Here is a 19,441-nt window from a genome sequence, read left to right on the forward strand (position 1 = left end):
CGGTGTGAATCTCAGCGCGCGACTGCACGCGGCCGGGGACGTCCGGCTGGCCGAGGAGCCCGTGCCCGTGCCCGGCGCGGGCGAGAGCCTCGTCGAGGTGACCGCGGTCGGGCTGTGCGGGTCGGATCTGCACTGGTACGCCGAGGGCGGCATCGGCGACGCCCGCATCGCGCACCCGATCGTCGGCGGGCACGAGATGGCCGGGGTCGTGCGCGGCGGGGCGCTGGACGGCGTGCGCGTCGCGATCGACCCGGCCATCCCGTGCCACCGCTGCGACCTGTGCCGGGCCGGGCACCCGAACCTCTGCCGCGACATCGTCTTCGCCGGGCACGGGCAGCGCGACGGGGGGCTGCAGCGGTACGTGGCGTGGCCGACCGACCGCATGCACCCCCTGCCCGATGCCCTCACCGACGCCGACGGCGCGATGCTGGAGCCGCTGGGCGTCGCCGTCCACGCGGTGGACCTGGGCCACGTGCCCCTCGGCGCCGACGTCGCGGTGCTCGGCTGCGGCCCGATCGGGCTGCTGCTGATCCAGGTCGCCCGGGCCGCCGGCGCCGCCCGGGTGCTCGCCACCGACCCGCTCCCCCACCGCCGCATGGCCGCCGTCGCCTACGGCGCGGACGTCGTGCTCGATCCCGCCGAGGGAAGCCTCGCCGAGGCCCTCGCGGACTTCACGGACGGCCGCGGCGCCGACGTCGCCTTCGAGATCGCCGGCACCGACGCCGCCATCGAGGCCGCCGTCACCGTGGTGCGCCCCGGCGGCCGGGTCGTGCTCGGCGGCATCCCGAGCACCGACACGTCGGCGTTCCCGGCGGCGGCCGCCCGGCGCAAGGGCCTCACGTTCGCGATGGTGCGGCGGATGCCGGAGGTGTACCCGCGGGCGATCGCCCTCGTCACCGGCGGCCGGGCGGACGTGCGGTCCCTGGTGAGCCACCGCTACCCGCTGACCTCGGTGGCCGAGGCGTTCCCCGTCGCCAACGCCCGCAAGGGCCTGAAGGTCCTCATCGAGCCGGCCGGGCCCTGACCCGCACCGGGCACCGGGCACCGGGCACCGCGCACCAGCCACCGGGCACCAGGCACCGGGCCGGTAGCCGCGCGAGCGTCCCGGACCCGGCGGCGAAGGTCGGCCCGGCGTCAGGGCGTGTGGGCGGCGATCGCGTCGGCCAGGCTGTGGTCCGGCGGGGACTGCACGGCCGGGGGGCGCAGACGCGCGGCGTCCCAGGCCGCCTTCCACGCCGCGCCGACGTCCCGGGCGCGGTTCTTCCAGATCGTGAGCTGCCGGCAGCCGTCGCACCCCGACGGCACGCCCCAGGCGTCGACGCCGACGCGGCGGCAGAGGGTGACGGCACGGTACAGGTGGATGTCCTGGCTCACCAGCAGCGCCCTGGTCACGCCGTAGACGTCGTGCGCGCGGCGGCAGGTGTCGTAGGTGTCCAGGCCGTAGGGGTCGACGACGACGCGGGACCGGTCGACGCCGTGCTGGGCGAGGTAGTCGCCCATCACCCGGACCTCGTTGCCCGAGCCGCCGTGCGCGTCGCCGGAGATGAGCAGCGCCTTCGCCTTGCCGGCGGCGATGAGCTCGGCGGCCTTGTCGAGCCGGTTGCGCAGGAAGGTCATCGGGTCCTGGCCGCCGGGCGCGACCTGGGCCCCGAAGACGATCGCGACGTCGGCGGCGGGCGCCTGCGCGACGGCGACGAGGCGCCCGGAGGACGCCGCGTGGACCCACACCGTCGGGACCATCACCACCGCGACGAGCAGCACCGCCACGGCCGCGAGGCGCAGCAGCACCCGGCGCCGGCGGCGGGGCGGCCGGGCCGGCCGCGGTGCCGCGGCCTCGCCGGGTGCCGTGTCCGTGTTCGCCATGCGGGCAGCATGTCACGGCCCGGCAAGGGCCGGAACGGCCTGGAACGGGTCCGGGCCGGTCGTGGCACGAATCCTGGATCACCGGCGACCGGCCCGGCCCTAGCGTCAGACGTATCGATGCACGACCCCACCGATGCCGGGAGGCACGCCATGCACCGTCCGACCGCCCGCCTTGCCACGGCCGTCGCCGCGATCGCCCTCGCCGGCATGGGCACCGCCGCCTGCTCCGCTGACGAGCCGGCCGAGGCCCCGGCCATGGTGCCGGCCGGCGCCACGTCGTCGCTCAAGCCGAGCCCGACGAAGCAGAGCAAGCCCAAGGGCGACACGAAGATCGTCGAGTTCAAGATCGTCCAGCAGCCGAAGTGCCCCGAGGGCACCGCCGTGTACCGCGCCGACGCCGTACCCGTCATCATCAAGTGGAAGGTCACCGGCGCGACCGGGATCGGGCTGTCGGTGGACAACCCGGACCTGCCCGGCAGCTACGGCAACTACCCCGCGAGCGGCACGGAGACGTTCACCTTCTCCTGCGGCGGCCCGGTCGGCAGCGTCGAGACGCACACGTACACGATCACCACCACCGGCGGCAAGCAGACCAGGAAGGCTCAGGTCAAGGCGTCGGCGAAGGTCATGGACACCGGCCGCGGCGGCAACTGACACCGCGCGGCGCCGGCCCCGACCAGCTGGTGGCGCCGATCAGCCCGCACCCGCCGCGGGCGCGGGCCCGCGCGGATCGGTCAGCGGCGCACCCGGTAGCGCAGGTGCAGCACCCGGTTGCCCCGGATCACCACGTCCGGATCCTCCAGCAGGTGCTGCGCGTCGACCGGCCCGAAGAAGCGCTTGCCGGAGCCGAACACGACGGGCACGACGTCCATGCGCACCTCGTCGACCAGGCCCGCGGCGAGCACCTGGCCACCGACGTCGCCGGCGGCGACCTCGACGATGCGGTCCCCCGCCAACGCCTGCGCCTTGGCCACGGCCGCCTCGACGCCGCCGACGAAGTGGAACGGCGCCTCGGGGTCCCAGCCCTCGGGCCGCGGCCGGTGCGTCACGACGACCACGTGGTCGATGCCGCTCGGCGGCTGGCCGTCCCAGCCGTCCGTCAGGTCGAAGACGTGGCGGCCGCAGATCGTCACCCCGATCTGGTCCCAGTACGGCCGGGTGTAGTCGTAGGACGTCTGCGACACCTTCACCGCGCCGCTCTGGTCCAACGGGACGTCGCCGCCGGACAACCAGTCGAACAGCGGTCCGGGCTGGTCGTGCTCGTCCGCGATGAAGCCGTCCACCGACACCGAGCCGTACATGACCACCTTGCCCACCGGACTCTCCTCCGCTTCGGGGTTTCCCCAAAGTAGCGGGCCCGGATGACGCCGCTGGTATGGCGGACCAGCCCCAGGCCGGCGGTCTCGCGCAGCCGCCGCATCAGCTCCTCCTCGAGCAGCGTCAGCATCTCGTGCGGTCCGTGCGCCGTGGCCAGCCGGTCTCGCAGCTCGGCAACGGCGGGCCGGCCCCAGACCTGCTCCACCGTCACCGGGCGGTCACACGGCTCGGCCGCGGGCACCGGCAGGAACGGCGCCAGCCCCCACGGCTTCACGTGCGCGCCGACGGACCGGGTCCGCGGTGGGTAGCCGAAGTCGTAGGCGCGCGTGGGCATGGTGACCACGCAGCCGTCGGCGTACTCGGCCGTCTCGATGTCGGTGCCGGCGCGGATGCGCAACGGTGCCCCGAGGTTGACGATGAGCAGCGCCGCCGGCATCGGCGGCAGCGTCAGCCGGGCGTACGGCGGCGATCCCTCCAGGTAGTAGAGGTCGTCGATCAGCCGGTCCAGCGGCGGCCGCGGCACTCTGGACACGTACTGCACCCCCACAGCATCGCCGACGCCCCGCCGGAGCCCGGAACCGGGCGGTGTCGGGTTTCGGCGGCGGTGGCGACTTGCCCGGAATTGAGCGGGTCAAGCTCGGCTAGCGTGCCGCCCATGCAGCGACCCCTGACGATGAGTCTGGCCGTGGGTCTGGGTGTGCTCGCCGTGCTCGGGACGGCCCCGGCCACCCCCGCCGCCGCGGCATTCCCGGGCGCCGACGGCCGCCTCGCCTTCCAGCGCTTCGACGCCGCCGGCACCGCGCTCGGCGACATCTACACGGTCACCGCGTCCGGCAAGGGTGAGACCGACCTCACCGGCACCCCGGCGATCGAGGACCGCGACCCCGCCTGGTCCGCCGACGGCACGCGCATCGCGTTGCGCCGCTCCGGGGCCGGCCCCGACGAGCTGTGGGTGATGAACGCCGACGGCAGCGGCCTGACCGTCGTCCCCGGCAGCGGCACCGCGTCCGCCCCGGCCTGGTCCCCGGGCGGCGTCAAGCTCGTCTACGAGTGCTGGTCCGGCGGGCGGACCGACATCTGCTCGATCGCCCCCGACGGCACCGGCCTCACCCACCTGACCAGCACCGCCGGCGTCGACGAGCACACCCCGGTGTGGTCGCCCAACGGGCTGAGGATCGCCTTCGTCCGCGACAGCGCCGCCGGCGGCAGCACCCTGCTGACGCTCAGCGTGAAGACGCTGGGCACGACGGCGGTCACCACGGCGGTGGCCGGGACCTACGACTCCCGCCCCGACTGGTCCCCCGACGGCACCCAGCTCGCCTTCGGCCGGTTCGTCGCCGGCAGCGGCTACGGCACCGGGATCTACCGCGTCCCGGCCGCGGGCGGCCGCGCGACGCTGGTGACCCGGCCCCTGGCGGGCAGCGACTCGCACCACACGATGCCGGCCTGGTCCCCCGGCGGCACGCGGATCGCGTACTGCGACCTGGACGACGACGAGGCCTGGGGGCACATCTTCACGATCAACCCCGACGGCACCGGCAACACCCAGGTCACCTTCGGCACCGAGACCGACGAGGCGCCCGACTGGCGGCCCGCCTGATCACCAGCGGTTCTCGTGGCGGACCTGGTGCAGCGGGGAGCGGCGGCGCCACCCGTGCCGCTCCAGGTCCGGCACCTCCCGCAGCCGGCTCACCGGCCCCAGGCACAGCCACGCCACGGGCCGCACGCCGGCCGGGATGCCGAGCAGGCCGCGCAGGAAGTCCTCGCGGTAGAACGACACCCAGCCGACGCCGAGGTCCTCGGCCGTGGCCGCGAGCCACAGGTTCTGGATGGCGAGGCACACCGAGTAGAGGCCGGCGTCGGCGATCGCGTGGCGGCCCAGCACCGCGGGGCCGCCGCGCCCGGCGTCGTAGGTGACCACGACCGACAGCGTCGACTCCAGCACCCCGTCGATCTTGATGCCGGCGAACCGGGCGGCCGCCTCGGCGTCGAGGGTCGCGGCGAACACCTCGCGCTCGTGGGACACGTGCGCGTGGAAGGCCTCGCGCGGGGCCCGGTCGCGCACGACGACGAAGTCCCACGGCTGGGACAGCCCGACGCTGGGGGCGGCGTGCGCGGCGCCGAGGATCCGGTCGAGGGTGGCGTCGGGCACCGGGGCGCCCGTGAACTCGCCGCGCACGTCGCGGCGGCGGTTGATGATGTCGTACAGCTCGTGCGTCATGGCAGGCTCCCGCTGCGCTCACGCCCCGGGCGGGCCGGGGCCGTCAGTCGCGAGGCCGGTCTTCGGACTCCCGGATCGTCGCCTCACCGCCCGCCTTCCCAGCCCGTGCGGGCCAGTGGCTACGCGTGCGCGTGTGGGCGGCGGCTCCCCGGTCACCGCGGCGGGCCCGTGCCGGATTCGCACCGGCTTCCCAGATTCTCCCCACCGTCGCCGGCGGGGCACCTCGCTTCAGTACTTGCCGTCGCGAAGGGTACCGCACCCCCGACTTTCGTCGGGGATGGCCGCGGCGCTTCGGCAGATCCGCCCGGCCGCGCCGCTGCCTAGCGTCACGTGGCATGAACCGCAGACTGCTCGCCCTCGTGGCCGCCGCCCTGCTGCTGTGGCCCGCCGCGCCGGCCCAAGCCGCGCCGGCCGCGCCGAAGACCCCGATGTCCATCGACGCCTATCTGCGCCAGGCCCTCGCCGGGACCGGCCTGCCCGGGCTCTCCGCCGTCGTGACGCACGGCGACGAGGTCGTGCACGCGGCCGGCTACGGCCACGACTCGACGGGCGCGCCGGTCACCGCGCGCACGCCGATGCGGGTCGCCTCGGTGAGCAAGTCGTTCACGGCGATGGCGGTCATGACGCTCGTGGACGCCGGGAAGGTGGCGCTGGACGAGCCCGTCGCCGACCGGCTCCCCGAGTTCCGGATGGCCGACCCGCGCGCGGCCCGCGTCACGGTGCGCCAGCTGCTCGACCAGACGTCCGGCCTCGCCGACGGCGGCGTCGACATCCCCGCGGCCGAGGCCACCGGCAGCCCCGCCGAGTACGTGGCGGCGCTGCGATCCGGGCACCTCGCCGCCGAGCCCGGCACCGTGTGGGCCTACTGCAACGCCAACTACGAGATCGCGGCCCGGCTCGTGGAGGTCGCCGGGGGCGCGGGCTTCGGGGAGTACGTCCGGATGCACGTCTTCGAACCGCTCGGGATGACCGGCAGCTCCGTCGGGGGCGCGGCGGCGGACGGCCACATCTCGCTCTTCGGCGCCTGGGTCGCGCGGCCGGAGCTGCGCGCGTTCGGGGCGCGCGGCGGCGCGGGCGGGGTCGTCACCGACGCCGAGGACATGGGCCGGTGGCTCATCACCCAGACCGGCCACGGCCCGCGGCTCGTGCGGCCGGAGAGCCTCGCGGCCATGCACGCGCCGTCGAGGGTGCGCGACTACGCGATGGGCTGGGGCCCGTCCGACGTGGACGGCAGCAGGCTGCTCGTGCACGCGGGGAACCTGTTCACCTACACGGCCGTCGAGGCGATCGACCCCGCCACCGGCTACGGGTACGCGGTGATGACGAACAGCGCGGGCCTCTACGACGACACGTACGAGGTGCTGCGCGGCCTGGTCGCCCTGACCCGCGGCGCCGAGCCGCCGGCGGCGGGCGGGCAGCGGCAGCTGATCGAGCTCGTGCTGGGCCTGGTCGCGCTGGCCTCGGCGGGACTGGCCGTGCTGGGCGTGCTGCGCCCCGCCCGCCGCCGGTGGCGCCTGATCCCGCCGGTGCTCCCGGCGCTGGTGTTCGTGTCGTACCCGCAGTGGGTCTCGATCCTCATGAACGGCCGGACGGTCACGTGGGCGCAGGTGACGTACTTCGCCGCCCCGCTGAGCATCACCCTCGCCGTCGCGGCGTTGTCCGGCCTCGTCGTCGCGGCGGCCCACCTGCGCTCGATAGCCTCGTCCAGGTGAGCAAGTACCTCGTGTTCGCGGCGATCGCCGGTATCTGTGTCGCCAGCGGCCTCTCCCTCGACCACGTCCCGGCCTGGCGTCAGCTGCTCTTCCCGGTGCTGAGCGCCGCCGCCTACCTGCAGGGCCGGCACCTGCCCGCGCGGCACGACTGGGCGGTGCCCGCGCTCGCCGCGCTGCCCGGCGCCGTGCTGCTGGTGCCGGAGCCCGCGCGCGGAGCCGGGGCGCTCATGTGCCTGGCCCTGTTCGTGGTGCTGCCCTGGCTCGCCGGCCGCTTCCGCCGCCAGCAGGCCGACCTGGTGCTGGCCGGCCGCGAGCGGATCGCGCAGCTGGAGCTGATCGCGCTGCGGGAACGCGCGCGCATCGCGGCGGACATGCACGACTCGCTCGGGCACGAGCTGGCGCTGATCGCCCTGCGGGCCGGCGCGCTGGAGCTGGCCCCGGACCTGTCCCCGCCGCACCGGGAGGCGGCCGCGGCCCTGCGCGCGTCGGCCGTGACCGCCACGGACCGCCTGCGCGAGACGATCGGCATCCTGCGCGAGCCGGCCCCGGCCGACCCCGCCGACGAGCGCGTCGAGGCGCTCGTGGAGCGGGCGCGCGAGGCCGGGATGGTCATCACCCTGCGCGCCGGCGAGGGGCCGCGGCCGCCGACGGTCGAGCGGGCCGTCCACCGGGTCGTGCAGGAGGCGCTGACCAACGCGGCCCGCCACGCGCCCGGATCCGCGGTGACGGTGGGCATCGAGCACCGCGGCCATGAGATCGTCGTCGTCGTGCGCAACGAGCTGGGGGACACGGTGGCCGTACCGTCCGGGGACGGCAGCGGCCTGTCCGGCCTGCGCGAGCGCATGCGCCTGCTCGGCGGCTCCCTGCAGGCCGGCCCGGGCGACGGCGGGTTCACGGTCACGGCCCGCATCCCGGTGGCCCGCCCGTGATCCGGGTCGTGCTCGCCGACGACGAGGCCATGATCCGCGCCGGGATCTGGGCGATCCTCGCCACCGACCCGGACATCGAGGTCGTCGCCGAGGCCGCCGACGGCCGCGAGGCGGTCGAGCTCGTGCGCGCCCACCGCCCGGACCTGGCGCTGCTGGACATCCGCATGCCGCGCCTCGACGGCCTGAGCGCCGCGGCCGAGCTGCGGGCCGCCGCGCCGGACGTCGCGGTGGTGCTGCTGACGACGTTCGACGAGGACGAGTACGTGGCCCGGGCCCTGGCCGAGGGCGCCGCCGGCTTCCTGCTCAAGGCGGCCGACCCGCGCGAGCTGATCCTCGGCGTGCGCGCGGTCGCCGGCGGCGCCGCCTACCTGTCGCCCCGCATCGCCCGGAAGGTCATCACCCGCCTCGGCGGCGACCGCCTGGCCCGCGCGGAGGCCGCCCGGCGGCGCCTGGACCGGCTGACCCCGCGCGAGCGCGACGTCCTCGGCGGCGTCGGCCGGGGCCTGTCCAACCAGGAGATCGCCGCCGAGCTGCACCTCTCCGAGGGCACGGTCAAGGCCCACGTGAGCGCGATCCTGCTGCGGCTGGGCCTGAACAACCGCGTCCAGGCCGCGATCCTGGCCTACGAGGCCGACGGCTGAGCCGGCATCCCGCGTTCGTCCGGTTCGCGGCCGGACGGGCCACGCGGCCGCGGCCACCGCTCTAGTCTCGGGTCATGACGCAGACGACGCACACGCTCGCCCTGCCGGGGGCCGACCTGGTCTACGACGTCGCCGGGCCGCTGCCCGCGGCGGACGGCCGGCCCCTGCTGTTCATGATCGGCCAGCCGATGACCGCGGACGGGTTCCGCGCGCTGGCCGCGCACTTCCCGGACCGGACCGTCGTCACCTACGACCCGCGCGGCCTCGGCCGCAGCGTCCGCACCGACGGCGTTACCACCAACACGCCCCAGGAGCAGGCCGCCGACCTGCACCGCCTCGCCGAGGCGCTCGGCACCGGGCCGGTCGACGTCTTCGCCAGCAGCGGCGGGGCGGTGACGGCGCTCGAGTGGGTGGCCACGCACCCGGGCGACATCGCCACGCTGGTCGCGCACGAGCCGCCGATCAACGCGGTGCTCCCCGACGCCGCCGGCGCGGACCGGGCCCGGGCCCGCTGCAACGCCGCCTACGAGGCCAACGGCTCCGGCGCGGGCATGGCCGCCTTCATCGCCATGACGTCCTGGCAGGGCGAGTTCACCGAGGACTACTTCGCCCGGCCCGACCCCGACCCGGCGACGTTCGGGATGCCCGCCGGGGACGACGGGCGCCGCGACGACCCGCTGCTGTCGAGGCGCGCGTGGGCGATCACCGACTACCGCCCGGACGCGGCCGCGCTGGCCGCGGCCCCGACGCGCATCGTGGTCGGCGTCGGTGAGGAGTCGGCGCGGACGTACACGGCGCGCACGGCCGAGGGGGTGGCCGCCCTGCTGGGCCAGGAGGTCACGGTGTTCCCGAGCCACCACGGCGGCTTCGTCGGGGGCGAATCCGGCTACGCGGGCAAGCCGGCGGAGTTCGCCGCGAAGCTTCGCGAGATCCTCGGATAGCCGGAGCCGGGTCCGCGCGCGCCGCGGTGACCGCACGGCGGGCTACAGCAGGCCGGCGAGCTTGTAGAGCACGAGCGAGCCGGCCACGGCGACGTTCAGGCTCAGGCCGGTACCGATCATGGGGATCTCGACGGCGCCGTCGAGGAGGTCCAGGGCCTCGGGCGGGATGCCCGTCGACTCGTGGCCGAGGACCATGACGGTGCGCCCGCGCGCCGCCGGCAGGTCGGCCAGGCGCACGGCCTCGTCGGCGAGCTCCACGCCCAGGACCCGTGCGCCCGCCGCGCGCTGCGCGGCCAGCCAGCGCAGCGGGTCGCCGATGCGGTGCACGCAGGCGGGGCGGCGCAGCGTGTTGCCGCGGGCCAGGGCCTCGTCGATCCACGGCAGCCGCGGCACGACGAGGCAGGCCCCGGCGGCGTCGCAGGTGCGCAGGAGCGTGCCGAGGTTGACGCCGTGCATGGGCCACAGCGGTGCGGCCAGGAGATGTCCCCAGCAGCGGTGCGAGCGGGGACGGCGGGCGGAACGCACCTCGGAGCGGGTGCGGACGCGGATGGCGGTAGCCATGAGGGGACGTGCTTCGCGGCGCACGCGGGCCATCGACGGCGGAAGGGCCGCACCGAGCATAGCGCTCCGGCCGCCGCCGCGTCACCGGTCCAGCGCCACGACCGGGACCGACGCCGCCGCGTCACCGGTCCAGCACCACGACCGGGACCGACGCCGCCGCGTCACCGGTGCAGCGACGCGCGCACCTCCTCGTCGTGCTCGCCCAGCGCCGGGCCGGTCCAGCGGATGCGGCCGGGAGTCGCCGAGAGCCGGGGCGCCACGTTCTGCATCGGGATCGCGCCCAGGTCGGCGTCGGGCACCAGCACGATGCTCTCCCGCGCCGCGACCGAGCGCTCGCGGGTCACGCCGGCGAGGCCGGCATCCGCTCCTGCATGGGCAGTCCTCTCAGTCGATCCGGCGCAGGTCGCGGCGGAAGCGGCGGGCGGTCTCGATGTAGCGCTCGGCGTTGATCCGCAGGTGCTCGGCGTCGGGCGGGGTGTCGCGGATGCGCACCGGCACGCCGAGGGCCGTGGTGCGGGGCGGGACCGTGAACCGGGGCGGCACGAGCGCGGCCGCGCCGACCAGGGCCCCGGCCCCGACGTGCGCGCCCGGGAGCACGACGGCCTGCGAGCCGATCAGCGCGCCGTCCTCCACGACGCAGCCCTCCAGGTGGGCCAGGTGCCCGACGATGCACCGCGCGCCGATGCGGGTGGCGTTGCGGTCGTTGGCGTGCACGACGGATCCGTCCTGGATGTTCGTCCCGGCGCCGACGGTGATCTCGTTGCTGTCGCCGCGCAGCACCGCGCCGGGCCAGACGGAGGCGTCGGGGCCGAGCACGACCCGGCCGATGACGATCGCGTCGGGGTGGATGTAGGCGGACGGGTCGATGCTCGGGACGCAGTCCCCGAGGGCGTAGACGGGCACGGCTCACAGCTCCAGCGACTTGCTGATGATCGTTTTCAGGACCTCGCTGGTTCCACCGTAGATGCGGGTGACCCGGGCGTCGGCGTACATGCGGGCGATCGGGTACTCGGTGACGTAGCCGTAGCCGCCGTGCAGCTGCAGGCAGCGGTCGACCACGCGGCCCTGCAGCTCGGTGCAGAACAGCTTGGTCTTGGCCGCGTCCGCCGGGGTGAGCTCGCCGTCGAGGTGCGCCCGCACGGCCGCGTCGAGCAGCGCCTGCCCCGCGGCCAGCTCGGCGGCCATCGCGGCGAGCTCGAACTTGGTGTTCTGGAACTGGGCGAGGGGCCGGCCGAAGACGGTCCGCTCGCGCACGTAGCGGATGGTGTGCTCGTGGGCGGCGACGGCCTGGGCGACCGAGCCGACGGCGATCGCGAGCCGCTCCTGGGCGAGGTTGTGGGTGAGCGCGGCGAAGCCGGAGCCCTCGGCGCCGAGCCGGTTGGCCACCGGCACCCGCACGTCGTCGAAGGCCAGCTCGACGGTGTCCTGCGTGGACAGTCCGAGCTTGTGCAGCCGGCGGCCGACGGTGAAGCCGGGCGTGCCCTGCTCGACGACGAGCAGCGTCAGCCCGGCCCGGCGGTCCTCGGGGTCGCGGGCGGTGCGGACCACCACGACCACGAGGTCGGCCAGCTCGCCGCCGGTGATGAAGGTCTTGGCCCCGTTGACGACGTAGTGCTCGCCGTCGCGGACCGCCGTGGTGGCGATGCCGGCCAGGTCCGAGCCCACGCCGGGCTCGCTCATGGCGATCGCGGAGTACAGCTCGCCGGAGGCCAGGCCCGGGAACCAGCGGGCGCGCTGCTCCTCGCCGGCGAAGGCGAGGAAGTAGGGCAGGACGATGTCCAGGTGGGTGCGCAGCCCGCCCAGGGTCACGACGGCTCGGGCGGCCTCCTCCTGGATGACGACGTTGTACCGGTAGTCGCCGGACCCGCCGCCCCCGAACGCCGAGGGCAGGGCGAAGCCCATGATGCCCACGGTGCCGAGGGTGCGGAACAGGTCGCGGGGCACGATCCCCGCCTCCCGCCACCGCTCGTGGTGCGGCACCACCTCCCGCTCGATCACCGCGCGGACCAGCTCCCGGAACTGCTCGTGCTCCGGGTCGAACAACGTGCGGCGCATGGTCTCAGACGCTCTCTTCCCGCATCGGGCGCCGGGCCTGGTCGTGGTCCTCCCAGAAGATGACCTTCCGGTTGAGCAGCCCGAGGATGCCGTGCACCGCCAGCCCGATCGTCGCCATGACGATGAGCAGCGCGAACACCCCGTCGACGTGCAGCTGGGCGTTGCGTTGCAGCAGCATGTACCCGAGCCCCTGCGACGAGCTGATGAACTCCCCCGTGATCGCGCCCAGCAGGCTGAACACGGCCGCGACGCGCAGGGCGGCGAAGATGTACGGCAGCGCGACCTTGACCCGCAGCATCCAGAACGTCTGCCACTCGGAGGCCTGCAGCATGCGCATGAGGTCGCGCTGCTCCCGCGTGGAGGACTTGAGCCCGACGATGACGTTGACGAAGACGGGGAAGAACGCGAGCACGGTCGCCAGGGCGGTCTTGGGGGCCATGCCGAAGCCGAACCAGGTGATGAGCATCGGCGCGATGGCGATCTTGGGGAAGTTCTGGAAGGCGATGATGTACGGCGAGAATCCCTTCTCCAGCACCGGGATCCGCACGAGCACGGCGGCGACGACGATCGCCAGCACCGAGCCGAGCACGAAGCCGATGCCGAACTCCGAGACGGTCACCAGCAGGTTCTGGTAGAGCTCGGCGCTGGTGAGCATGAGCCACAGCTCGTCGAGCACGTCCAGCGGGGGCGGCAGGATCAGCGGCTCGACGCCGAACGCCTCCACGGCCAGCACCCAGGCCGCGAGCGCCACGACCGCGATGAGCGGGCTGACGACCAGCGTCGGGTGGCGGCGCAGCAGCGACGGGCGCGGGCGCTTCGGTGCCTTGTCCACTGTGGTGGGTGCGGGGGCGGTCATGGTCATCCCACGGCTCCTCGTGCGTGCAGGTACTCCCGGATGCGGTGGGTCAGCCGGCCCGCCTCGGGCGACTCCATGACGTCGAACGTGCGCGGCCGCGGCAGGTCCACCGGGATCCGGTCGAGGATCTGCCCGGGGCGGCCGGAGAGAACGACGACGACGTCGCTGAGGAAGACCGCCTCGCTGATCGAGTGGGTCACGAACAGCGTCGTGGCGCCGGTCTCGGACCAGATCCGCAGCAGCTCGGCGTTCATGGTCTCGCGGGTGAGCGCGTCCAGGGCGCCGAACGGCTCGTCCATGAGCAGCAGGCTGGGCCGGCTCATGAGCGCGCGCACCAGCGCGGCCCGTTGCTGCATGCCGCCGGAGAGCTCGCGCGGGTACCGATGCTGGAACCCGTCGAGCCCGACGAGCCGCAGCAGGTCCTCGGCCCGCTGCTTCGCCGCGGCCGAGCGGTCGCGGGCGACGTCGGCCGGCAGCATGACGTTGCGCAGGATGGTCAGCCACGGCAGCAGGACGGGCTGCTGGAAGACCATGCCGAAGTCCCGCCGGGGCCCGTCGACCGGCGCTGCGGCCACGAGCGTGGTGCCGCCGCTGCTGGTCTCCAGCCCGGCCACGATCCGCAGCAGGGTCGACTTGCCGCACCCGCTCGGCCCGACCAGCGACACGAACGAGCCCTGCCGGACCTCCAGGTCGATGTCGGTCAGCGCGACCACGTCGCCGGCGTTGGTGCGGAAGGTCTTCGACACCCCGCGGACCTCGACGCCGGGCGCCGCGCCGGCGGCCGCGCCCGGTCCGCTTGTCTGCATGGTCACGCCGGCCTCCATCAGCTGGGCGCCTTCACGGCCCGCACGGCCGTCTTGTCGAACTTGTTGATCTCGGGAATGAGCGAGCCGTCGTAGATCGCGCCGACCTCGACGGGCTTCTTGAGCTGGCCGTTGTCGGTGAGGTACTTGACGATGTACTGCAACTGGTCCGGCTTGATCGAGCCGTACTCGCCGCCGGCCGCCGCCTTGACGTTCTCCAGGCGGGCCTTGACCTGGGCCAGACCGGTCGCGACGGCCGCCGCCTCGTCCCCGCTCGGCTTGCTGTCGGGGAACTTCTTGTAGTGCAGCTTGACGGCTTCCTCGGGGTTGGCCTGCATCCACTCGGTCGCCTTGGCCACGCCCCGGGCCCACGCGGTCAGCGCCGCCTTCTTCGCGGACAGGCTCGACTTCGTGGTGGCCGCCACGACGCCGATGACGAGCTTGTCGGCGACGGCGGTGTCGAGCACCTTGAGGTCGGCGCCGGCCTGCCGGTAGGTCACGATCGAGGTGTCGGTGTCGGCGACCGCGGCGACCTGGCCGCTCTTGACGGCGTTGGCGGCCTGGGCGCCGGTGCCGATCGCGACGAACTTGAGGCTGTTGGGGTCGACGCCGGCATCGGCCGCGCCGGCCTTGGTGAAGGTGACCGCGCCGCTGGCGAGGGTCGGCACGCCGATGTTCTTGCCCTTGAGGTCGGCGAGGCTGTTGACCGGGCCGCCCGCGGGGGCCGCGATCGCGACGATGCCGCGCTGGCTCAGCGAGTAGGGGATCACGAACGGCTGGCCCTCGGAGATCGGCGGGATGACCGCCTCGCCGGAGACGACGGCCACGTCGATCTTGTCGCCGACCATCGCCTGCAGGGCCGTGGCGGTGCCCTCGATGCGGGTGATCTCGACCTTGAGGTGGTCCTCGGCCCAGAAGCCGAGCACGTCGGGCAGGGAGGTGTACATCGCGGCGCCCGGCGAGAGCACGGCGCCGGCGAACCCGAGCCGGATCGTCATGTCGCCGCCGGGGCCGGGGTTGGCGGAGCTGTCGTCGTCGCCGCACGCGGCGAGGGGTAACAGCGCCAGCGCGGCCAGCGCCGCGAGCGCCGTGCGCCTTTTCATCGTCGAAACCACCGAATTCCTCCAAGGCCGGAAACAATTCCTGGGAATGCGGGTGCGGGCCGCAGGAAATAACGCTCGCAATCATCGTCACGGCCCCGGGCGCCGGTGGTCAACGTTCGATTCGGTCTACCGCATACCGAGTTCCACTGGTTCCATAGCGCGGAAGTATCGGTCGCATTCAGGCGGCGGCGGTGCGGTTCGCCGCGGCCGCGCGGGCGTCGCGGATCCGGGCGTCGACGGCGACCCCGGCGGCGACCAGCCCGAGGCCGCGATCGCGCTGCTCCTGCAGCGCGGTGACCCAGCGGCGGGCGTCGGCGTGGATGACGTCGATGAGCGCGCAGACCCCGGCCGAGCGGTCCCCCGGGCGGCGCAGCAGCCGCAGCCGGCGCACCTGGGCGGGGGCGATCTCCTGCACGACCGCGCCGCGCGCCTGGGCCTCGATCGCCAGGCGCAGCGTGAGGAACGTCGAGCCGACCCCGGCCAGCACGAGCGGGATGGTGGAGGCGGTGCGGGCGACCTCGACGACGACGGTGGCGCCGGCGCCGCGGGCGGCCATCGCGCGCTCGACGTCGGTCCAGGCCTGGCCGCGCCGGTCACCGGCGATCATCGGCACCCCGGCGAGCCGCTCGAGGGGCACCGGCCCGACCGAGCGGGGCGTGCCGGGCGGGGAGACGAGCACGACGTGCTGCTCGCTGACGAGCAGCTGCTCGAGCTCGTCGCAGACGATGGAGCCGGCGGTCAGCCCGAGGTCGCAGTCGCCCGAGCGGACGAGCTCGGCCACGCCGTCGTCGCTCTCGCTCTCCTCGACCCGCACGACGGTGTCGGGGTACTTGCGCCGGAAGCAGCCGAGCCAGGGCGCCAGCGGGTCGGCGACGAGCCCGGCCCCGGCCGCGACCGAGACCTGGCCCGAGTGCAGCTCGCGCACGCGCAGCACGGCGGCCTGGGCGCGCTCCAGGGAGCGCACGACCTGGCGGGCCGGGGCGACGAGGGCCTGCCCGGCCGGGGAGAGCACCAGGCCGCGGCCGACCCGCAGGAACAGGTCGGTGCGCAGCTGCCGCTCGAGGCTGCGGATCGCCTGCGACAGCGAGGGCTGCGACAGGTGCAGGGCCCGGGCGGCGCGGGTGACGCCGCCGTGGTCGTGGACGGCCAGGAAGTACTCGAGCTGACGGACCTCGATGCTGCTCATCCCGCACCTCACGCATCATCGCCGGGTGTTGATGCGGGCGAGTGTTCCAGAATCGAGTCTGGTTTTCAACGGTTGTGTTACGGCGAGGTTTCCCAGCTCAGTGGCAGTGACGGCGATCGAGATTACGGAGAGCCAGAACCGGTTCTGCTATGCGGCCGGGGGCACGGGCAGGTCCAGCAGGCGGCAGGCGAGGGCGATCTCGAAGCGGGCCTCATCGGCCGAGAGCAGCCCGGCGAGCCAGTTGCGGGTGGCCGAGCCGAAGCACCCGGCGACCACCCGCAGGACCATCCAGGCCTCGTAGCCGGGGGCGCCGTCGTGGCCGTGGGCGATCACGGAGAGCAGCCGCAGGTGCATCCGCTGGACCTCGTCGTGGGTCTCGCGATAGTCCGGGTTGGTGCCGACCAGCACGCGGGCCAGGGCCGCGGTGACGTGCGGGCGGCGCTGCTGGGCGGCGAACTCGCGCAGCAGGTAGGCGCCGACCCGCTCGCCGGGGGTCGAGCCCGGCAGGTCGACGTCGCCCTGCTGGACCCGGGTGAGGGCCCGCTCGAAGCGCGCCCGGGCCATGGCCAGCAGGAGGTGGTCCTTGGACGGGAAGTACCGGTAGACGGTCGCGAGCGAGACCCGGGCCTCCTCGGCGACCCGCTTCATCTGCAGCTCGTCCTCGCCGCCCGAGGCCAGCAGCGCCGAGGCGCTCGCGAGCACGCGGTCGCGCCGGTCGTGCTGGGCGGGGGTGCGCGGCTGGGCCGGAGCCGCGACCGCACGCGCCGCGGGAGCCTTCACGTTCACATCGAACATGGTGTCATCTGCCCTCGAACCGGGCGGGCCGCCGCTCGGTGAAGGCCGCGATGCCCTCCTGCGCGTCGGCGGAGAGCCGGTTGATCGACTGGGCCATCGTCTCGGCGGCCAGGGACTCCTCGACGCCGCGGGCGTGGGAGTCCCGCAGCAGCTGCTTCGTGAGGCGCATCGCGATCGGCGGCCCCGCCGCGAGGCGCTCGGCCAGCGCCGCGACCCGTCCGGGCAGCGCGTCCGGCTCGGCGATCTCCTCCAGCAGCCCCAGCTCGCCGGCCCGGGCGGCGTCGAAGATCTCCGGCAGCAGGCACAGCCGGGTGGCCAGCCGCGGCCCGACCAGCCGGGGCAGCAGCCACGACGTCGCGAAGTCCGGCGACAGCCCCCGGGCCACGAACATCGTGCCGAACCGGGCCCGGGTGCTGGCCAGCACGAAGTCGCAGGCCAGGGCCAGCCCGAAGCCGGCTCCGGCGGCGAGCCCGTCGACCTGGGCGATCGTCGGCTGGGGCAGGGACACGAGGGCCTGGCTCGTGCGGGCGACCGCCTGCAGCTGGGCGTGCGGGTGCGGGGCCCGATCGCCGCCGTCGAGGTCGCCGCCGCTGCAGAACGCGCCCCCGGTCCCGGTCACCACGACGACCCGGGCGTCCGAGGCGGCCGCGGCGGCGAAGGCCGCGCCGAGCTCGTCCCAGGCCGCGTAGGTCATCGCGTTGCGGCGGGCCGGCCGGTCGATGGTCACGGTCAGCACGTGCCCGGCGCGCTCCACCCGCACCGCGTTCGTCACGCCGTCACCGACAGGGTCGCGGCGAGCGCGGCGCGCAGGGTCTTGCCCGCGGCGTTCTTGGGCAGCTCGCCGACGACCACGACCCGGGCCGGCGTCTTGAACCCGGCCAGCCGCGACCGGCAGAACGCGCGCAGCCCCCCGGGGTCGGGGGCCGCGCCCGGCGCGGCGACGACGGCCGCCACGACGATCTGGCCCCACCGCTCGTCGGGCAGCCCGACGACCGCGGCCTCGGCGACGTCGGCGTGCTCGACCAGCACGTGCTCGATCTCAGCGGGGAAGATGTTCTCGCCGCCGCGCACGATCATGTCGTCCTTGCGCCCGGCCAGGTACAGGTAGCCCTCCGCGTCCCGCCAGGCCATGTCGCCGCTGCGGATCCAGCCGTCGACGACCTTGGCCGCGGTGAGGTCGGGGCGCCCGACGTAGCCGCTCATGACCGTGTCGCTGCGCGTGTGGATCTCGCCGACGCGCCCGACCCCGACCTCGGCCCCGTCGGCGTCGCACAGCCGCAGGTCGACGCCGAACATGGGCCGCCCGATCGAGCCGAGCAGGTGCGGGCGGCCGGCGAAGGCGGCCCGGTGGTCGGCCGGGCGCAGGATGGTCTGCCCGCCGCCCTCGGTCCCGGCGCCGAAGGTGTTGAACAGGTCGCAGCCGAACGTCTCGTGCAGGCGGCGCACCAGGTCGGGCGGCATCGCGGAGCCGCCGTAGGCGATGCTGCGCAGCTGCGGCACGGGCCCCGCGCCGGGGCGGTCCAGCAGCGCGACGACCATGCTCGGCACCAGCAGGCAGCGCGTCACGGTGCCCGCGCGCAGGCAGTCCAGCACGGCCGCGGCGTCGAACTGCGGCAGCAGCATGAGGGCGGCGCCGCGGGAGATCGCGTAGTACAGCCACCCCATCCCGGCCACGTGGAACAGCGGGGTGCCGGCGTAGAGGCACTCCCCCGGCTGGAAGCCCTGCTCCAGCACGCCCTTGGAGGTGTTGGCCTTGACCATCCGCTGGGTCTGCGCGACCACGCGCGGGGTGCCGGTGGTGCCGCTGGTGAGCATCCACAGCAGCACGTCGTCGTCCGCGGTCGCGGCCGGGAGGGTGTCCGGGCCGTCCGGCGCGTGCTCGGCGGCGAACTGCTCGATCGAGGCGATGCCGGGCAGCGGCCGGTCGAGGGTCAGCACCAGCCGCAGGCCGGGCGCGGCGGCCCGCAGCTCGTCGAGCAGGTGGGCGTAGCGCGCCTCGACGACCAGCACCGCGGGCTCGGCGACCGCCGTGAGCCCGGCCAGCTCGGCCGCGGCCAGCCGGAAGTTCAGCGGCACCCCGATCGTGGCGAGCTTGAGCGAGGCGAAGAGGGTCACCGCGTAGCCGACCCCGTCCGTGCCCAGCACCGCGATGCGCTCGCCGCGGGCCACCCCCGCCGCGGCCAGCGCGGCGGCCAGCCGGGACGCCCGCGACTCCAGCCCGGCGTAGGTCAGCGCCACCCCGCCGGGCGTGCGCAGCGCCGGCGCGTCCGGGTGGGCGTGCGCGCCGATGGTGGGCCAGTCGCCGGGCCCGACCGAGGACAACGTTCTCACGGCCGCCTCCAAGACATTCAATTTGCCGAAACCGACGTTAGCCTCCGCAATGGGCGTGTCAAGAAAGGAGCGATAGGCGTCCCCTATCAGTTCCGCGGGCACCCGTATTGGACATTGCCGGGGTTTG

General features: G+C 74.7%; 22 protein-coding genes and 1 riboswitch. Of the genes, 7 read left to right on the forward strand and 15 right to left on the reverse strand.

From position 1 onward, the window contains the following. The first annotated feature begins 4 nt into the window (after window positions 1-4). Window positions 5-1,024, forward strand: coding sequence for a zinc-binding dehydrogenase (locus tag ACQP1P_RS34130; protein WP_433077296.1), 1,020 nt, complete (start codon window positions 5-7; stop codon window positions 1,022-1,024). A gap of 110 nt (window positions 1,025-1,134) precedes the next feature. On the opposite strand, the gene ACQP1P_RS34135 is transcribed toward ACQP1P_RS34130, so the two are convergent. Next, on the reverse strand, window positions 1,135-1,863 hold the full coding sequence (locus ACQP1P_RS34135; RefSeq protein WP_433077298.1) for a SanA/YdcF family protein: 729 nt from the start codon (window positions 1,861-1,863) through the stop codon (window positions 1,135-1,137). A 150-nt stretch (window positions 1,864-2,013) separates the two neighbouring features. Here ACQP1P_RS34135 and ACQP1P_RS34140 point away from each other — a divergent pair, with 150 nt between their 5' ends. Beyond that, window positions 2,014-2,517 carry a hypothetical protein gene (locus ACQP1P_RS34140; RefSeq protein ID WP_433077300.1) on the forward strand — a complete coding sequence of 168 codons (504 nt, stop codon included), beginning with the start codon at window positions 2,014-2,016 and terminating at the stop codon, window positions 2,515-2,517. Window positions 2,518-2,597: 80 nt separating this feature from the next. On the opposite strand, the gene ACQP1P_RS34145 is transcribed toward ACQP1P_RS34140, so the two are convergent. After that, on the reverse strand, window positions 2,598-3,164 hold the full coding sequence (locus ACQP1P_RS34145) for a dihydrofolate reductase family protein (protein ID WP_433090210.1): 567 nt from the start codon (window positions 3,162-3,164) through the stop codon (window positions 2,598-2,600). Continuing rightward, on the reverse strand, window positions 3,050-3,721 hold the full coding sequence (locus ACQP1P_RS34150) for a DUF6597 domain-containing transcriptional factor (RefSeq protein WP_433077302.1): 672 nt from the start codon (window positions 3,719-3,721) through the stop codon (window positions 3,050-3,052). The genes ACQP1P_RS34145 and ACQP1P_RS34150 overlap by 115 nt, the downstream gene beginning before the upstream one ends. A gap of 114 nt (window positions 3,722-3,835) precedes the next feature. Here ACQP1P_RS34150 and ACQP1P_RS34155 point away from each other — a divergent pair, with 114 nt between their 5' ends. After that, window positions 3,836-4,780, forward strand: a complete 945-nt coding sequence (locus ACQP1P_RS34155; RefSeq protein ID WP_433077304.1) for a TolB family protein — start codon at window positions 3,836-3,838, stop codon at window positions 4,778-4,780. On the opposite strand, the gene bluB is transcribed toward ACQP1P_RS34155, so the two are convergent. Then, complete coding sequence (bluB, locus tag ACQP1P_RS34160; protein ID WP_433077305.1) at window positions 4,781-5,401, reverse strand: 5,6-dimethylbenzimidazole synthase; 621 nt, start codon at window positions 5,399-5,401, stop codon at window positions 4,781-4,783. 36 nt (window positions 5,402-5,437) lie between these two features. Beyond that, a riboswitch (cobalamin riboswitch) is annotated at window positions 5,438-5,642 on the reverse strand. Between the two features lie 94 nt (window positions 5,643-5,736). On the opposite strand from bluB, the gene ACQP1P_RS34165 reads away from it, so the two are divergent. The 4 genes from ACQP1P_RS34165 (at window position 5,737) to ACQP1P_RS34180 (ending at window position 9,624) form a co-directional block, all read left to right on the forward strand. Next, complete coding sequence (locus ACQP1P_RS34165) at window positions 5,737-7,113, forward strand: serine hydrolase domain-containing protein (RefSeq protein WP_433077307.1); 1,377 nt, start codon at window positions 5,737-5,739, stop codon at window positions 7,111-7,113. Then, window positions 7,110-8,042 carry a sensor histidine kinase gene (locus ACQP1P_RS34170; RefSeq protein WP_433077309.1) on the forward strand — a complete coding sequence of 311 codons (933 nt, stop codon included), beginning with the start codon at window positions 7,110-7,112 and terminating at the stop codon, window positions 8,040-8,042. The genes ACQP1P_RS34165 and ACQP1P_RS34170 overlap by 4 nt, the downstream gene beginning before the upstream one ends. Beyond that, complete coding sequence (locus tag ACQP1P_RS34175; RefSeq protein WP_433077311.1) at window positions 8,039-8,683, forward strand: response regulator; 645 nt, start codon at window positions 8,039-8,041, stop codon at window positions 8,681-8,683. Before ACQP1P_RS34170 ends, ACQP1P_RS34175 begins: the two co-directional genes overlap by 4 nt. Before the next feature lie 74 nt (window positions 8,684-8,757). Beyond that, window positions 8,758-9,624, forward strand: coding sequence for an alpha/beta fold hydrolase (locus ACQP1P_RS34180; RefSeq protein WP_433077313.1), 867 nt, complete (start codon window positions 8,758-8,760; stop codon window positions 9,622-9,624). 42 nt (window positions 9,625-9,666) lie between these two features. On the opposite strand, the gene ACQP1P_RS34185 is transcribed toward ACQP1P_RS34180, so the two are convergent. The 11 genes from ACQP1P_RS34185 to ACQP1P_RS34235 all read right to left on the reverse strand — a co-directional run bounded on the left by ACQP1P_RS34185 (window position 9,667) and on the right by ACQP1P_RS34235 (window position 19,314). Then, window positions 9,667-10,185 (reverse strand): TrmH family RNA methyltransferase, encoded by a 519-nt coding sequence (locus ACQP1P_RS34185; protein ID WP_433077315.1) that lies wholly within the window; start codon window positions 10,183-10,185, stop codon window positions 9,667-9,669. Between the two features lie 161 nt (window positions 10,186-10,346). Continuing rightward, entirely contained in the window at window positions 10,347-10,529 is a 183-nt protein-coding gene (locus ACQP1P_RS34190; protein WP_433077317.1) for a CoA transferase, read from the reverse strand. A 40-nt stretch (window positions 10,530-10,569) separates the two neighbouring features. Continuing rightward, entirely contained in the window at window positions 10,570-11,088 is a 519-nt protein-coding gene (locus ACQP1P_RS34195; RefSeq protein WP_433077319.1) for a gamma carbonic anhydrase family protein, read from the reverse strand. Between the two features lie 3 nt (window positions 11,089-11,091). Further along, the gene (locus tag ACQP1P_RS34200; RefSeq protein WP_433077321.1) at window positions 11,092-12,240 is read right to left on the reverse strand and encodes an acyl-CoA dehydrogenase family protein; all 1,149 of its coding nucleotides are present in this window, start codon (window positions 12,238-12,240) and stop codon (window positions 11,092-11,094) included. 4 nt (window positions 12,241-12,244) lie between these two features. Continuing rightward, on the reverse strand, window positions 12,245-13,102 hold the full coding sequence (locus ACQP1P_RS34205; RefSeq protein ID WP_433077323.1) for an ABC transporter permease: 858 nt from the start codon (window positions 13,100-13,102) through the stop codon (window positions 12,245-12,247). Then, window positions 13,099-13,902 carry an ABC transporter ATP-binding protein gene (locus ACQP1P_RS34210; RefSeq protein WP_433090212.1) on the reverse strand — a complete coding sequence of 268 codons (804 nt, stop codon included), beginning with the start codon at window positions 13,900-13,902 and terminating at the stop codon, window positions 13,099-13,101. Before ACQP1P_RS34210 ends, ACQP1P_RS34205 begins: the two co-directional genes overlap by 4 nt. 17 nt (window positions 13,903-13,919) lie before the next feature. Then, complete coding sequence (locus ACQP1P_RS34215) at window positions 13,920-15,002, reverse strand: ABC transporter substrate-binding protein (protein WP_433077325.1); 1,083 nt, start codon at window positions 15,000-15,002, stop codon at window positions 13,920-13,922. A 178-nt stretch (window positions 15,003-15,180) separates the two neighbouring features. Then, window positions 15,181-16,188: a LysR family transcriptional regulator gene (locus ACQP1P_RS34220; RefSeq protein ID WP_433077327.1), complete on the reverse strand. Its 1,008-nt coding sequence runs from the start codon at window positions 16,186-16,188 to the stop codon at window positions 15,181-15,183. Between the two features lie 147 nt (window positions 16,189-16,335). After that, the gene (locus tag ACQP1P_RS34225) at window positions 16,336-16,983 is read right to left on the reverse strand and encodes a TetR/AcrR family transcriptional regulator (protein WP_433077329.1); all 648 of its coding nucleotides are present in this window, start codon (window positions 16,981-16,983) and stop codon (window positions 16,336-16,338) included. Window positions 16,984-16,987: 4 nt separating this feature from the next. Next, entirely contained in the window at window positions 16,988-17,755 is a 768-nt protein-coding gene (locus ACQP1P_RS34230; protein ID WP_433077331.1) for an enoyl-CoA hydratase/isomerase family protein, read from the reverse strand. Next, window positions 17,752-19,314, reverse strand: coding sequence for a class I adenylate-forming enzyme family protein (locus ACQP1P_RS34235; protein WP_433077333.1), 1,563 nt, complete (start codon window positions 19,312-19,314; stop codon window positions 17,752-17,754). Before ACQP1P_RS34235 ends, ACQP1P_RS34230 begins: the two co-directional genes overlap by 4 nt. Window positions 19,315-19,441 lie beyond the last annotated feature (127 nt).

Source organism: Dactylosporangium sp. CA-052675, assembly GCF_050947935.1.
Classification (GTDB): Bacteria; Actinomycetota; Actinomycetes; order Mycobacteriales; family Micromonosporaceae; genus Dactylosporangium.